The sequence below is a fragment of the Exiguobacterium sp. SH5S13 genome (assembly GCF_004337085.1).
Lineage (GTDB): Bacteria > Bacillota > Bacilli > Exiguobacteriales > Exiguobacteriaceae > Exiguobacterium > Exiguobacterium aurantiacum_A.
In genome coordinates this window covers 49,246-62,643 of record NZ_SJUS01000011.1, presented here as the reverse complement: position 1 = coordinate 62,643, position 13,398 = coordinate 49,246, and the positions used below count along the sequence as shown (strand labels likewise).

Annotated in this window: 16 protein-coding genes; 9 read left to right on the top strand and 7 right to left on the bottom strand. The window is 53.8% G+C overall.

Annotation, left to right across the window (positions count from 1 at the left end):
- Positions 1-21: 21 nt before the first annotated feature.
- Entirely contained in the window at positions 22-942 is a 921-nt protein-coding gene (locus tag EVJ30_RS07750; RefSeq protein ID WP_131468596.1) for a CAP domain-containing protein, read from the bottom strand.
- Positions 943-963: 21 nt separating this feature from the next.
- Complete coding sequence (locus EVJ30_RS07745; protein ID WP_131468594.1) at positions 964-1,410, bottom strand: MarR family winged helix-turn-helix transcriptional regulator; 447 nt, start codon at positions 1,408-1,410, stop codon at positions 964-966.
- 117 nt (positions 1,411-1,527) lie between these two features.
- Here EVJ30_RS07745 and EVJ30_RS07740 point away from each other — a divergent pair, with 117 nt between their 5' ends.
- Together EVJ30_RS07740 and EVJ30_RS07735 are read left to right on the top strand one after the other, a co-directional pair.
- Positions 1,528-1,941 carry an organic hydroperoxide resistance protein gene (locus tag EVJ30_RS07740; RefSeq protein WP_131457506.1) on the top strand — a complete coding sequence of 138 codons (414 nt, stop codon included), beginning with the start codon at positions 1,528-1,530 and terminating at the stop codon, positions 1,939-1,941.
- A gap of 98 nt (positions 1,942-2,039) precedes the next feature.
- Complete coding sequence (locus tag EVJ30_RS07735; RefSeq protein WP_131457508.1) at positions 2,040-2,897, top strand: metallophosphoesterase; 858 nt, start codon at positions 2,040-2,042, stop codon at positions 2,895-2,897.
- 94 nt (positions 2,898-2,991) lie between these two features.
- On the opposite strand, the gene EVJ30_RS07730 is transcribed toward EVJ30_RS07735, so the two are convergent.
- The 3 genes from EVJ30_RS07730 to abc-f all read right to left on the bottom strand — a co-directional run bounded on the left by EVJ30_RS07730 (position 2,992) and on the right by abc-f (position 6,495).
- Positions 2,992-3,894 carry a cation diffusion facilitator family transporter gene (locus EVJ30_RS07730; protein ID WP_131468592.1) on the bottom strand — a complete coding sequence of 301 codons (903 nt, stop codon included), beginning with the start codon at positions 3,892-3,894 and terminating at the stop codon, positions 2,992-2,994.
- A gap of 117 nt (positions 3,895-4,011) precedes the next feature.
- Positions 4,012-4,785: a hypothetical protein gene (locus tag EVJ30_RS07725; protein WP_131468590.1), complete on the bottom strand. Its 774-nt coding sequence runs from the start codon at positions 4,783-4,785 to the stop codon at positions 4,012-4,014.
- Between the two features lie 12 nt (positions 4,786-4,797).
- Positions 4,798-6,495 (bottom strand): ribosomal protection-like ABC-F family protein, encoded by a 1,698-nt coding sequence (gene abc-f / locus EVJ30_RS07720; protein WP_131468588.1) that lies wholly within the window; start codon positions 6,493-6,495, stop codon positions 4,798-4,800.
- Positions 6,496-6,861: 366 nt separating this feature from the next.
- Here abc-f and EVJ30_RS07715 point away from each other — a divergent pair, with 366 nt between their 5' ends.
- The 4 genes from EVJ30_RS07715 (at position 6,862) to EVJ30_RS07700 (ending at position 9,591) form a co-directional block, all read left to right on the top strand.
- Positions 6,862-7,773 (top strand): MBL fold metallo-hydrolase, encoded by a 912-nt coding sequence (locus EVJ30_RS07715; RefSeq protein ID WP_131457516.1) that lies wholly within the window; start codon positions 6,862-6,864, stop codon positions 7,771-7,773.
- A gap of 63 nt (positions 7,774-7,836) precedes the next feature.
- Positions 7,837-8,670, top strand: a complete 834-nt coding sequence (locus tag EVJ30_RS07710) for an aldo/keto reductase (protein WP_131457518.1) — start codon at positions 7,837-7,839, stop codon at positions 8,668-8,670.
- Positions 8,671-8,683: 13 nt separating this feature from the next.
- Positions 8,684-9,298 (top strand): PH domain-containing protein, encoded by a 615-nt coding sequence (locus tag EVJ30_RS07705; protein WP_131468586.1) that lies wholly within the window; start codon positions 8,684-8,686, stop codon positions 9,296-9,298.
- Between the two features lie 14 nt (positions 9,299-9,312).
- Entirely contained in the window at positions 9,313-9,591 is a 279-nt protein-coding gene (locus EVJ30_RS07700; protein ID WP_131457522.1) for a hypothetical protein, read from the top strand.
- Positions 9,592-9,632: 41 nt separating this feature from the next.
- On the opposite strand, the gene EVJ30_RS07695 is transcribed toward EVJ30_RS07700, so the two are convergent.
- Positions 9,633-10,157 carry a DUF1836 domain-containing protein gene (locus tag EVJ30_RS07695; RefSeq protein ID WP_131468584.1) on the bottom strand — a complete coding sequence of 175 codons (525 nt, stop codon included), beginning with the start codon at positions 10,155-10,157 and terminating at the stop codon, positions 9,633-9,635.
- A 125-nt stretch (positions 10,158-10,282) separates the two neighbouring features.
- On the opposite strand from EVJ30_RS07695, the gene trhA reads away from it, so the two are divergent.
- Together trhA and EVJ30_RS07685 are read left to right on the top strand one after the other, a co-directional pair.
- The gene (gene trhA / locus EVJ30_RS07690; RefSeq protein ID WP_070327786.1) at positions 10,283-10,927 is read left to right on the top strand and encodes a PAQR family membrane homeostasis protein TrhA; all 645 of its coding nucleotides are present in this window, start codon (positions 10,283-10,285) and stop codon (positions 10,925-10,927) included.
- 86 nt (positions 10,928-11,013) lie between these two features.
- On the top strand, positions 11,014-11,709 hold the full coding sequence (locus tag EVJ30_RS07685) for a DsbA family oxidoreductase (RefSeq protein ID WP_131457526.1): 696 nt from the start codon (positions 11,014-11,016) through the stop codon (positions 11,707-11,709).
- 62 nt (positions 11,710-11,771) lie between these two features.
- On the opposite strand, the gene relB is transcribed toward EVJ30_RS07685, so the two are convergent.
- Positions 11,772-11,993 (bottom strand): type II toxin-antitoxin system RelB family antitoxin, encoded by a 222-nt coding sequence (relB, locus tag EVJ30_RS07680; protein WP_131457528.1) that lies wholly within the window; start codon positions 11,991-11,993, stop codon positions 11,772-11,774.
- A 173-nt stretch (positions 11,994-12,166) separates the two neighbouring features.
- On the opposite strand from relB, the gene EVJ30_RS07675 reads away from it, so the two are divergent.
- Positions 12,167-13,384, top strand: coding sequence for an MFS transporter (locus EVJ30_RS07675; RefSeq protein WP_131468582.1), 1,218 nt, complete (start codon positions 12,167-12,169; stop codon positions 13,382-13,384).
- Positions 13,385-13,398 lie beyond the last annotated feature (14 nt).

Genomic DNA, 13,398 nt, shown 5'->3' with positions numbered 1-13,398 from the left:
CCTCTAGGGTAGACCATCCTTTTATCGTGGTGTGATGAAGTTGATCGTATAGAACGGACTGTTGTCTTCATTATAAACGAGACCGACCGAGGCGTGCGTGAAGTCTCGCTTTAAGATGTTCTCGCGGTGGCCGAGCGAGTTCATCAGTCCCCAGTGAGCGTGAAAGACGCTCATCTGTCCCATCGCCAAGTTCTCCCCGGCGAGCGAGTAGGCAAGTCCGGCCTCATTCATCCGTTCGAACGGGTCGCGTCCTTCGGGGTCGGTGTGGCTGAAGAAGTTGTTCACTGCCATGTTCTCACTATGGGCCCGGACGACCGGGAGCAGCGGCTCATAGTCAGCGAGTGCGGATAAACCAAACTTTTGACGGTCCCAGTTCATGAGCATGCGCATGAGCGTCTCGTTGGACACGATGCTCTCGGCCGAGACGTCTCCATAATAACCGGCGCTCGACTCCTCGACGCTCCGTTCAACCGAAAGAATGCCTTTCAGCTTGTCTTCGTCATGTTGGTCAAAGAACATCGTGACGTAATTGCCGTTCATCGCATAGACCGAGAACGAAGGATCGTCCGGGATCAAGTAACGTTTCAACCCTTTATCGTAAGACTTCACTTCGTCGAAGCCGATGTTCTCGACTTGTTGTCGTGTCGTCTGATCAAGGACGAGCCCTTCGAACGTACTGCCCGACTCGAATTGGTATTGCCCTTTTTTGGCACCATCCTCGTCGACGAGCTCAAGCGTCCGGTCGCCATTTTTCTCGAGCAAATACCAGTCGTGATCGGCATATTGGCTCGCGAACTTTGGAGCGTCGGTCGCGACGCGCTCTTCCACCACTTCCGTCGACTTCACCTGGACGCTCGTCGGCGCCGATACGTTCGGCACCTCATAGTTCCAAGCCGTATATAGACCAATCCCGATCAATAGAATAAACAGTTTACGAAACATATCGTCTCCTTTCGTGAGAACCTAGCCCTGTCGCTCACCGAATTCACGCAGACGCGATTTGATATCGATGAGCATCTCCATATAAGCGAAATAAGTCGCTTCGTCTATATTTAGCATACCACTCACTTTGACCGGCACGTCCTCGGCCTGCTCACGCAGTGCGCTGCCCGACGCAGTGAGCGACACCAACACCCGGCGCTCATCATCGGTCGCCCGGATTTTCTCCACGTATCCGAGTTGGGTCAATCGTTTGATAAGCGGTGACAGCGTGCCCGAATCAAGCGTCAACCGTTCCCCGAGCTGTTTCAAATCGATGTGATCTTCTTCCCATAAAACGAGCATGACCAAATACTGGCTGTATGTGAGTTTGAGCGGCGCTAAGATCGGCCGATACAAACGTGTCAATTCTTTTGAGGCGGTGTAGAGCTGAAAGCAAATCTGATGCTCTAATGTTAACGAACTTTTCATATAAATTCCTCCGGCTAAAGTCTTAGGTCAAGCATATCACTTGAATATCTGTTTGACTGCCCTATAATTAAATTGTGCACAACTTAATTGTTAAAAACGAAACGGAGGAATTAAATTATGAAACCATTATTCACAGCTTCAGCAACAGCTCTCGGTGGCCGCGAAGGTCGCGTCACATCTACGGACGGCGTCATCGACTTGAGCGTCGCGATGCCAGGAGCGAAACAAGCAGAAGAGTCGACGAACCCTGAGCAATTGTTCGCAGCCGGATACGCAGCTTGCTTCGGCAGCGCGTTGAACCTCGTCATCGGTAAAGAGCGCGTCAAGACAGATGGCACGAGCGTCACTGGCCACGTCACACTCAACCAGAACGACGAAGGTTTCTTCATCTCGGTCGAGCTCGAAGTCGAAATCAAAGGTGTCGACCAAGCAACTGCTGAGCGTCTCGTCGAAGCAGCGCACCAAGTGTGCCCGTATTCGAAAGCGACACGCGGCAACGTCGACGTCAAATTGACGACAAACGTCGCCTAATCCCCTGCCCGCTCAAATATGAGTGGGCTTTTTTTTGCGTCCACACCTATTAACAGAGTAGAATGAAGAGACAAACATCCGACCGAGGAGGCGACACGATGCTAAAAGGAAAACGAAAGTACATCACGTTCGCCATCGTGGTCGTCTTTCTGTTCGCCGCTCTTTACAACGGGCTGACGATTAGAGAGTACGAGCTGACGACCGATAAGCTCGAAACTGGTCAATCGTTACGCGTCATCCTCCTCTCGGATTTGCACGGCTATTCGTATGGTGAAGACCAAAAAAATCTGATTGAAAAAGTTCGTGAGCAGCAACCTGATCTGATCGCGCTTCCCGGTGATTTGCTCGATCGATACCGCTCGCCAGACGCCGCTTTCGAACTGATCGAAGGGCTACAAGGAATCGCCCCGATGTATTTCGTCACCGGCAACCATGAAATTGATGAATCAAGTGATTTCGTCCGGCACGACGTCAAAGACGTGTTTCGTTCGTTTGGTGTGATCGTGCTCGAGAATGAAGCTGAGACCGTGACGGTCAACGGAGTCGAACTCATCATCGGCGGCGTCGAGGACCCGCTTCGCACGTACGCCGAAAACATATACGGGAACTGGGAGCAAGACGTCTTGACCGCACTTGACGACGTCGAAACGGACGACACGTTCAGCCTGCTCTTGTCCCACCGGGCGGAACAAGTCGAGACGTACGCCGAGCTTCCGTTCGACCTCGTCTTGTCAGGCCACGCCCATGGCGGCCAGGTCCGTATCCCTTATCTGTTGAACGGGCTTTACGCGCCTGACCAAGGCTTCTTCCCAAAATATGCGGGCGGCCTGTATGAACACGATTCGTTTACCCATATCATCGGCCGCGGCTTCAACTACACAGTCAGCGTACCGCGTATCTTCAATCCACCCGAGATCGTCGTCATCGACATCGCGGGCACCGGGACTCCTTTGTGAGTCCCTATTTTATGTTTGCAGACGACTGCGTCAAAGTCATCCTGAAACCATAACAAAAGCGGTCCCCGACTCTTGTCAGGGACCGCTCGTGCGTTTACCAGATCGTTCGTTCCTCGCAGTGTGCCGTCTCTCGTTCGATTTGAACGGTCGAACGACCGAACGACCCGTACTGCTTCATCCGCTCCGTCACATCGTGCAGCACGCGTTGATCATCTGTCGCTTCATCGATCAACACGTGGCACGTGACGGCGTACTCCTCAGACGTGATCGACCAGACGTGGAGGTCATGCACTTCTTTGACGCCTTCGACGGTCGCAAGGTCACGCTGCATCGCCACGACGTCGACTTTGTCAGGCGCCCCTTCCGTCAAAATATGGACGGCGTCCCGAGTCACGCGGTACCCGCTCACCAAGATGAGGAGCGCGACGAACATACTGGCGATCGGATCAGCGAGCGTCCACCCGAACATTAGAATGAGCAGCGCCGCCGTGATGGCCCCGACCGATCCGAGCAAGTCTCCGAACACGTGCAGGAGCGCGCTCCGGACGTTCAAGTTCTCCCGCTCGCCACGCATCAAGATCCACGCCGCGAGCACGTTGACGAGCAATCCGATGACGGCGATGGCGAGCATGCCGCCGCTTAAAATCTCTGGTGGCGCGAACAAGCGCTTGTACGCCTCGATGATGATATAACCTGAGATGACAAGGAGCGTCAATCCGTTGACGAACGCCGCCAAAATCTCAAAGCGGCGGTACCCGAACGTCTGGTTCGGTGTCGCCTTCCGGGCGCCGAACCGGACCGCCAAGAAACTGAGCCCGAGCGCTGCCGCGTCGCCGAGCATGTGCCCCGCGTCCGATAAGAGCGCGAGGCTGTTCGTCCACAGACCGCCGATGACTTCGACGACCATGAACGTGACGATCAACAGAAATGCTAGCAATAATGCTCGTTGATTCGTTGTGTGGTGGTGGCCTTCGTGGCCATGATCATGTTGTTCCATGCGTCATCGCTCCTCTCTCCCTTCATTATATCCCTTTTCTCCCCATCATTCAAACGTTCGTTTGAATGATGGGGAGAAAAGAAGCGCCGACAGGATGCACCCTCTCGACGCCAGCATTTACTTTTGTTCAATTCGGACCCGCATGACCCCGTTATACGGGAACAGCTTCAATTGAAGCGTCTCCCCGTCATACCAACTGCCCGCGCTTTGGGCGCTCGCCGCCTCAAGTTCAGGCGTCACGGCCGTCTGACGGTCCCAATCGATCGCTTTCACTCGTTGGTCACGCACCATTAAAAAGAAGCCATTGTAGAAGTGGTACTCGTTCACTTGGTCGCGCTGGACGGACGCCGGTGCCCCGAGTGTCGACCGGACCGTCGCCACGTCCTGACCGAGCCAGTCCAAGGCAGACGCTGAAGCCGTCGGCACGACCGTTTGCCACGCCTGTTCCACTTCATCGTCCGAGACGCTAGTCGCTTCCTCGGCCACACGCGCTTCCGTCACCCATCCGGTCGTCCGCTCGTTCAACTGAAGTTTGACGAATCCACTGACGGCTTCGAGCCGTTCGAACCGGTCTCCAAGATCCGCCTCATATAGAACGGTCACACGATCATCAGCATACACTTTCGTGTACGGCGTCGCGATGTAGACGACGTCCTCACTCGGCTCTTCTTCAGTCGCTTCCTCTTCAGGTTCCGCCTCTGTCCCGCTATCGACTTCTTCCGTCGAGATGTTGTCCGACTCAGGCAGTGCCGTCTGCTTTTGCGAATCGATGTACGCCGCGAACGCGATGACACCGATCAATGAAGCGATCAACAAGACCGCCGTCGCTAACCGTAACAACCGTTTTCGTTTCCTTGACGCGGCCCGTGATGACCGAACTTCTTCCTTCATTATTCTCCACTCCTACTCGTTTCGTCTCATCTGTTCCGATTCGTCAAACGGCTTCACGTTTCCTGCCTCGTCAACAAATTTTTGTTCGTCATTCGTCAGCGCCTCGAGCGTCTGAATCGTCGCTTCGACGTCGATAGGGGGCGTGTCTTGTCCGGCTTCTAAAATTCGCACCGTCTCGCCGAGCTCGATCGTCCGGTCCGTCAGCTGATGGAACGTCCGGTCGTGCGAGATGAGGATGAGACCGCCCCGGTAGATCGATAAGGCCGCCTCGATCTGTTCGCGTGTCGCGACGTCTAAATAGTTCGTCGGTTCATCAAGCGCGAGCATGTCTGCGTCTGAGAAATAAAGGATGAGGAATGCGATCCGACACTTCTCGCCCATGCTCGCCTCACGCATCGGTTTATAGACGTCGTCACGACGGAACAAGAAATGGGCCAGGAGCGTCCGCGCTTCCGTCTCCGGAATGTCGCTCGCGGATAATAGTGCGTCAAGCAGCGTCCCATCCTCGGGCAACCGCTCGAGCGTCTGTGAGAAGTAGCCGATTTTCAGTTTCGGATGGCGATGCACAACACCCTCGTTTGGCTCAAGCTGCCCTAAAAGCAGCTTCAACAGCGTCGTCTTGCCACTCCCGTTCGGTCCGACGATCGACAAGCGGTCTCCCCGATTGAACGTGAACGAAAGATGCTCGAACAACGGCTCGTCATACCCGAACACGACGTTCTCGACCGTGATCCACGTCTTCGCCTCAAGCGGGTCCGCTTCGAAGCGGACCGAAACGCGCCCCGCGTCTTTCGGTTTGTTGGGACGCCCTTGTTCGAGCTGATCGAGTTTTCGTTCCCTTGCTTTCATCTTGACGGCAAGGTTCGCCGCTCCTTTCTGAGCACCAGGACTGCGGACGCTCGCCGTCGCTTTCGCCTTCAAGTGCCAGCCTTTGTACTGGGCGATCATATCGAGCAGTTCCGACTTGCGCGCCACATAGCGCGCATGGGCCCGCTCGTCACGCACCCGTTCCTCGGCTTTTTGCTGCTTATAGGCGCTATAGTTGCCCGGATAGCGGACGACCTCGCCGTCACTCAGTTCAAGGATGACCGTTGCGACGTCATCGATGAACTGGCGGTCGTGGGAGATGGCGAGCACCGTGCCCGGAAACTCACGCACCCAGCGCGTCAGCCAGTCGATCGAGTCGACGTCGAGATGATTCGTCGGCTCGTCGAGCAAGACGACGTCGACGTGACGCATCATGAGCCGGGCCAATTGTGCCCGCGTCTGTTCGCCGCCGCTCAAGTCAGAAAGCCGTCTTAATCCCATTCCGTCCATGCCGATTCGTTTCAACGCTTGGTTCGCCTCGGCCTCGAGTCCGAAAGCGTCACACGCCATCGCCTCGTCATACACCGCGAGCACGCGCTCAGTGTCGCCCGATGTGACTTCTTCGTACAAACGGAACCGTTCGTCGTCACCTTTCATGACGTACGCGAGCGTCGTCCCCTCCCCAACAAAAACGGTCTGTTCGACGACACCGACTTTCCCTGCTACTTCGATTCGACCGGCCTGAGGGCTGAGTTCACCGACGAGCAATTTGAACAACGTCGTCTTCCCTGACCCGTTTTGGCCGAACAAGACGGCCCGTTCGCCTGTTGACACGTCGAACGAGACGCTGTCAAATAGCGGTTGCTGGTCGTAGTCGAACCGGACTTGATGTACAGATAACATAGTTGTCTCACCTCGCTTGTTTGTCCGATACGCGATGAAACAAAAAACACCATTCGCTAGAAAGCGATGGTGTGAAGATCTCCGGTCAAGCGGAAAAAAAGGGTCACCCCACAGCTTGAGATTGGACACACTTCACCCGTGACTGTTCAGACGAACAGTGATGATTCGTTTCATCAGTTGAGTGAGTGTGACTTTTTCATAGCACGCGGTACCTTCCTTTCCTAATCTACTGCCACCTTACCAAAATGTAAGCGGATTCGCAACCAATAAACCCACAATCTCCCATCGTTTCTACGCCTATGGGCGGATGCATGTCTTAGTCGTCAGCGTTAAGATGAAACTATCCTATATAACGAGGTGACTCACATGAAATTACGCAACTTACTCGTCCCGAGCGCTGTCTTGGCAAGCGTCGGCACGTTCTTTTATACACGATTGAAACAGCGGTTACCGCGTCCTGACTTTAAAGAGGCGCCGATCAAACCGGACTTGTCCATTTTCGACGAGACGAGCGTGAGCGCCACGTGGATTGGCCACTCGACCGTGCTCATCCATTGGTACGGCCTCAAAATTTTGACCGACCCGGTATTCTCAAAACGGATCGGTGTCCACGTCGGTCCCGTCACGTTCGGCATGAAACGGCATACCGCCCCTGCCCTCTCGATCGAAGAGATCGGTCACGTCGACGTCATCTTGCTCAGCCACGCCCATATGGACCACTTCGACCATAAAAGTTTGAAGCGGCTCATCACCCGTGACACGGTCGTCATCTCGGCACCGGGGACGAGCAAACTGTTGCGTCACTATCCGAGCCTACAGACGCTCGAGATGCATCCCCACGACAAGTTGACACTCGCGAACGGACTCAACGTCCAAGCGATCCCGGTCGCGCATTGGGGCAACCGCTTCCCGTGGGACAAACACATGGGCTATAACGGCTACGTCTTGAAATATAAAGGCGTCCGTATGCTGTTCGCCGGCGACACGGCGTACACCGAAGCGTTCAACGGGCTCGCGAACAAAGAACCGATCGACCTCGCCTTCTTCCCGATCGGTGCGTATCAACCGGACTCGTTCCAGGAAGCGCACTGCACCCCGGAGCAAGCGTGGACGATGTTCAAACAGAGCGGAGCAAAACGGTTCTTCCCGATGCACTGGGACACGTTCGTCTTATCATACGAGCCGGTCGAGGAGCCGTATGACCGCCTCGTCGCCGCAGCCAAACTCGAACGCGATCAAATCGTGGTCAAGGCGCACGGAGAAAGCATTCGGCTGTAGGTTTCACTTTCACTTTGTCGTGATTTTCGGTAACGTTAGATGTGAGAGGGAGGGAATCAAATTATGGAATGGACAACACTCAATAATGATGTGAAACTGCCGATGCTCGGTCTCGGCGTGTACAAAGTTGAAGACGGGACGGTCACGGTCGACACGGTCAAGGCGGCACTCGACGCCGGCTACCGGTTGATCGACACGGCCGCCATCTATCAGAACGAAGAGAGCGTCGGGCAGGCGATCCGCGAGTCGAGCGTCCCGCGCGAAGACATCTTCGTGACGACGAAGCTGTGGAACGAGTTTCACGGCTACGACGAGGCGCTCCAGGCGTTTCAAGACAGCCTCGACCGACTCGGCCTCGACTATGTCGACTTGTTCTTGATCCATTGGCCGATGCCGCGCTTCGGTAAGTTCGTCGAGACGTACAAAGCGCTCGAGCAATTGTATGAGGAAGGCAAAGTACGGGCCATCGGCGTCTCGAACTTCGAGATTCAACACCTCGAACAGATCATCCAATCGTGCGCGATCGTACCGGCGGTGAATCAAGTTGAGATCCACCCATACTTGTCCCAAAAAGAATTGATTGCGTATTGCAAGCGTTATGACATCCAGATCCAAGCGTGGAGTCCGCTCATGAAAGGTCGTGAGGCGCTCGAGGATGCGACGATCGTCGACATCGCGAGCAAGTACGGCAAGTCCCCGGCCCAAGTCATCTTGCGCTGGCATCTTCAAAACGGTGTCGCCGTCATCCCAAAATCGGTCACACCGAGTCGGATCCGTGAAAACATACAGGTATTCGACTTCACGTTGACGAAAGAAGACATGGCAGCGATCGACGGACTCAACCGGAACGAGCGGACCGGTTCCGACCCGGTCGAAATGCACAAAATCCACTACTGAGGAGAGACTGTACATGTTCAAAAAACTAGCTTCTGATTTGACAGGCTTTAGCGATATCGGTGAAGTCATCGACCCGAAAGACTTCGACAAGGCCGATGCCGACGATTACGTCTTACATGAGGACAACGAGAAGATTTACTTCTTGATCAAGTCGAAATCGGATGAGTACTGCTTCACGAACCTCGCGATGATCCATCTCGACGGCGCGAGCGCCATCAGTTCGAAGCGTGTCTTGTATCGTTATCCGTACGCGCAACATCCGCTCCAACACGTCATGTTCGAGACGGCCGGCACGGTCGACTTAGACGTCGAGATCAAGTTCACGATCGGCGATAAGCCATACTCGATCGACGTGAACAAAAAGCAAATCGAGCACGTCAAAGACTTGTACAAATCACTCCTCGCCATCGCCGATAAACAGCGTGAAGGCCGGAAAATGCTTGAGTTCGCCAACGCGTCGCTCACGCATTCCGTGTCAGTTCTGAGCGGCCTCCGGCAAGGCGACACGAACGTCGCGACGACGTTCAAAGACTTGTCGCAACAATCGTTCGACTGGCTCCAAGGCCACTATCACGAATGGAACCGGAAAGATTTCGGTGACGTGTTCGAGAAGTACATCAATAATTAACTTGGTGGTGACGTATGGACTACATGTGGTTGTTGATTGCGTTTTTCTTGTTCATGCTCGTGATTTTGACTGTGTTCATCAGTAGTGTGCTCAACGCCTTGCTCAGGAACCTCCACCCGTTAGTTCATATCACCGTCATTTTGTTTTTGTCGTTCACGTATGAGCGTCTAATGTTAGATTATAATCTCTTGTGGACGCTTTTCATTCTTGTGACCATCAGTTATTTAGCACCACTTCTCGTCGTTAAAATGTACAACAAAGGTGAGCGCTTCGAACGCGAACATCTAAAATGACAAAATGTCCCCTAGACTCCAAACGAGTCTAGGGGACATTTTTATTTACTTTCGTCGATCAACCGTTCGGCGAGCCGTTGGTACAAGTGGCTCATATGCACGGCGGAGGCAATGGCGAGCGACTGTTGGATTTCACTCGTTTCAGTCACTTCCACGTTCGCGAGCAGCGTCTCGGCTTGCGTCTCGAACGCCTGCAAGTTCTGTTCTTTCTGAGCTTGATAGGCGTCGTAAAAGTCTTCGAGCGAGAACGCCTCGTCCGATTCATTCAGCGGCCGGAGCGTCTCTTTGATGTCGTTGATCGACAACAGCCCTTTCATCTCGTAAATCAGGCTTAGTAGCATCAAATGCTCGTTCGTGTACTTCTTGTTTTTGACGGGATGGAACAACTTGCCTTTGGCGTAGTTGTTGATCATCGTCTTCGTCAAGATCGTCTCGTCTTCATTACGTTTCATCTTGCCGTAATGTTGCTCGAACAGTTGGATGACTTGGTCCATATATAAGTCGATCGTCGGCAATACCACTTTCGGGAGCGTGCCTTCCGTCCGTACAATCTCGTTCGGTTTCATCGAATCACCTCACTTTCAGTATACGGACAATCGTCGTTTGTCGAAACAAAAACCTTGTTCTTCTTGCCCATACCGCTTATCATGTAGTTATGGATACTACATGACGTCATAAGGAGTGTTTTTGCATGAATTCGATTTTTCGGGAACCTATTAACGCGCTGACCCATCTCGCCGGAGCGGTACTCGCCTTCATCGCCTTGATCGCGATGACGGTGAAAGCGTCACTGCTCGGCTCACCGCTCGCCATCATGGCGGCGATTTTGTTCGGAATCAGTCTCGTCTTTCTTTACTTATCGTCTGGTCTCTACCACAGCATCATCGCCTCGCCGAAAGTCATCGCGTTCTTCCGACGAATCGATCATGCGATGATTTACGCCTTGATCGCCGGGACATACGCCCCGCTCACACTGCTCGCGCTCGAAAGCCCGATGCGCTGGGTGCTGTTCGGTATCGTCCACGTCCTCGCCTTGTTCGGCATCATCTTCAAACTCGTCTGGTTCCACGCCCCACGCTTCTTGTCGACTGCTCTCTACATCGGCATGGGCTGGCTGTCGGTCTTCTTCATCGGACCGCTCCATAGCGTGATCGGCAACGGCGGCATCTTTTGGCTCTTGCTCGGAGGCTTCATGTACACGGTCGGCGGTCTCATCTACGGCTTCAAGCCGAAGTTCGTCAACTGGCGCGGTTGGGGCTTCCACGAGGTGTTCCACTTGTTCATCTTGTTCGGAAGCTTCGCCCACTTCGTCTGCGTGTTCTGGTACGTCTTTTAAGTCCTCCTCGTGAGGGCTTTTTTTGTGAGCACATTCATTTACTTCAATTTCAAGACATCCTACACTGACTGTAGGAGGGATTCACTATGAAAATTGAAGTTTGGTCAGATTACGTCTGTCCGTTCTGTTATATCGGTAAGCGCCGTCTAGAAGAAGCGCTCGAACAGTTCCCACACGCGGACAAGGTCGAAGTGGAGTTCAAGAGCTTCGAACTCGACCCGAACGCCCCGACGACCGATTCACGTTCGATTTATGAAGTGCTCGCGAAGAAATACAGCATGCCGCTCGAGCAGGCAAAAACGACGACGGCCCAAGTCGCCGCTCAAGCTCAATCAGTCGGACTCGACTATGACTTTGACAACATGGTCGTCACCGGCACGCTCGATTCGCACCGGTTGACGCACTATGCGAAGACGGTCGGTAAAGAGAAGGAACTGTCGGAAGCGCTCCTCAAAGCGTACTTCGTCGAGGCGAAACATATCGGCGACCACGACGTACTCGTATCGATCGCGACAAGCGTCGGGCTCGATGCTGACGCCGTGAAAGACGTACTCGCTTCAGACGTATACATGGAAGACGTCCGCGCTGAAGAGAAACGCGCGAGCGATCTCGGCATCACCGGCGTCCCGTTCTTCGTCTTCGACGGGAAGTATGGCGTCTCAGGCGCCCAACCGACCGAGGCGTTCACACAAGTACTCGAGAAGACGTGGGCCGAATCGGCACCGACACTTCAAGTGCTCTCGGGCGGTGCGACGTGCACGGACGATAACTGCGATATTTGACTTCAAAAGAACGACAGAGAAGCATTCGTCTGAATACGGACGAATGCTTTTTTAGATTTAATCTAAGTTTGCAAATCCTTTAGCATGGCCTCGAATGAAATTGCTTCAGAATGTTCTTGATGTGCACTCATTACTTCATAATAAAGCACTATGTCTAATTCATCTTCTATTCGTTCTAGGACAGCTTCCCGAACAAGCATAGAGAGGGTAAGATTTTTTGTTTTCGCATACTCTCTAATGAGAAGTTCGTCTTCCTCATTGAGTCGCACAGATATCGTTCCCATACAATCACCCTCCTTCATACACATTGTATTACGAAATCAGAGTGTTTATATAATCAGTTCGCATGAATTAATGAATGGGAGTAGAAGCCGAATCTTCGGCTTCTTTTTTGTGGCTTAATGAATCATTCTCAAGCATAATTATTATTAACTGATAAGAATCGAGGACTTAACATATGTGGAAAAATCGGAACGTCTGGATCATCTTGACCGGAGAGTTCGTCGCCGGTCTCGGGCTTTGGCTCGGCATCATCGGCAACTTGGAGTTCATGCAGGAGAAAGTCCCGTCCGACTTCGTCAAGGCGCTCATCCTCGCCGGGGGGCTGCTCGCAGGCGTCGCCATCGGACCGCTCGCCGGTCGGCTCACCGACCAGGGCTCGAAAAAGAAAATCATGCTCATCTCGAGCGTCGTCCGGGCGCTCAGCGTTCTCTTCATGTTCGTCGCCATCGAGACGGGAAGCGTGCTTTGGATGGTCGTCTTCCTCGTCTTCCTGCAAGGGTCGGCCGCGTTTTACTTCCCGGCGCTCCAAGCAGCGATCCCGCTCATCGTCAAGGAACGCGAGCTGCTCGCCTTGAACGGGGTCCATATGAACGTATCGACGCTATCACGCGTCATCGGGACGGCCATCGCCGGCATCTTGCTCACGCTCGTCTCGCTGCGGGACGTCTACGCGCTCTCGCTCGTCGCCTACTTGTTGCTCGCCGTCGCGACGTGGTTCTTGAACATCGACGAGACGACGACACCGTCCGCTCGGAAAGTCGATACGAAGTCGTCCGGCGGATTCAAGGACGTCTTCCCAATCATCAAGTCGATCCCGGTCATCTTCATGACGCTCGTCATGACGCTCATCCCGCTCCTCTTCATCGGTGGGTTCAACCTGCTCGTCATCAACATTAGCGAGCTGCAAGACTCGACCGCGATCAAAGGCTGGATTTATACGGCGGAAGGGATTGCCTTCATGGTCGGCGCGTTCGTCATCAAACGGATCGGTGAGAAGTTCTCCGTGTTCTCGATCTTGTTCACGTTCTCGTTTTTGATCGGGGTCGCCCAGCTCATGCTGTACTTCGCCGACATCCCGGCCGTCTCGATCGCGGCGTTCGTCTTGTTCGGCTTCTCGGTCGGCTGTTTCTTCCCGACCGCCGTGACGATTTTCCAGACGCGGATGCCGAAAGACTATCACGGGCGCTTCTTCTCGTTCCGGAACATGCTCGACCGCATCGTCTTCCAAGTCGTGTTGCTCGTCACCGGCTTCTTCCTCGACTTGATCGGTCTGCAGCTCATGGTCGTCTTGTTCGGGGTAAGTTCGATCGCGATGACCGCTTCCTTCCTCGTCTATACGCGGAAACACAAGCTTTATATCGAAACGGACGAGACCGAACGGATCTCGTCCTAACAAAACAAGCGCTG

Coding starts and splice junctions, on each gene's coding strand:
- EVJ30_RS07705 (WP_131468586.1), top strand. CDS start 8,684: ATGTTCAAAAAACTAGCTTCTGATTTGACAGGCTTTAGCGATATCGGT.
- abc-f (WP_131468588.1), bottom strand. CDS start 6,495: ATGTTATCTGTACATCAAGTCCGGTTCGACTACGACCAGCAACCGCTA.
- EVJ30_RS07745 (WP_131468594.1), bottom strand. CDS start 1,410: ATGAAAAGTTCGTTAACATTAGAGCATCAGATTTGCTTTCAGCTCTAC.
- EVJ30_RS07675 (WP_131468582.1), top strand. CDS start 12,167: ATGTGGAAAAATCGGAACGTCTGGATCATCTTGACCGGAGAGTTCGTC.
- relB (WP_131457528.1), bottom strand. CDS start 11,993: ATGGGAACGATATCTGTGCGACTCAATGAGGAAGACGAACTTCTCATT.
- EVJ30_RS07740 (WP_131457506.1), top strand. CDS start 1,528: ATGAAACCATTATTCACAGCTTCAGCAACAGCTCTCGGTGGCCGCGAA.
- EVJ30_RS07695 (WP_131468584.1), bottom strand. CDS start 10,157: ATGAAACCGAACGAGATTGTACGGACGGAAGGCACGCTCCCGAAAGTG.
- EVJ30_RS07725 (WP_131468590.1), bottom strand. CDS start 4,785: ATGAAGGAAGAAGTTCGGTCATCACGGGCCGCGTCAAGGAAACGAAAA.
- EVJ30_RS07750 (WP_131468596.1), bottom strand. CDS start 942: ATGTTTCGTAAACTGTTTATTCTATTGATCGGGATTGGTCTATATACG.
- EVJ30_RS07700 (WP_131457522.1), top strand. CDS start 9,313: ATGGACTACATGTGGTTGTTGATTGCGTTTTTCTTGTTCATGCTCGTG.
- trhA (WP_070327786.1), top strand. CDS start 10,283: ATGAATTCGATTTTTCGGGAACCTATTAACGCGCTGACCCATCTCGCC.
- EVJ30_RS07730 (WP_131468592.1), bottom strand. CDS start 3,894: ATGGAACAACATGATCATGGCCACGAAGGCCACCACCACACAACGAAT.
- EVJ30_RS07715 (WP_131457516.1), top strand. CDS start 6,862: ATGAAATTACGCAACTTACTCGTCCCGAGCGCTGTCTTGGCAAGCGTC.
- EVJ30_RS07735 (WP_131457508.1), top strand. CDS start 2,040: ATGCTAAAAGGAAAACGAAAGTACATCACGTTCGCCATCGTGGTCGTC.
- EVJ30_RS07710 (WP_131457518.1), top strand. CDS start 7,837: ATGGAATGGACAACACTCAATAATGATGTGAAACTGCCGATGCTCGGT.
- EVJ30_RS07685 (WP_131457526.1), top strand. CDS start 11,014: ATGAAAATTGAAGTTTGGTCAGATTACGTCTGTCCGTTCTGTTATATC.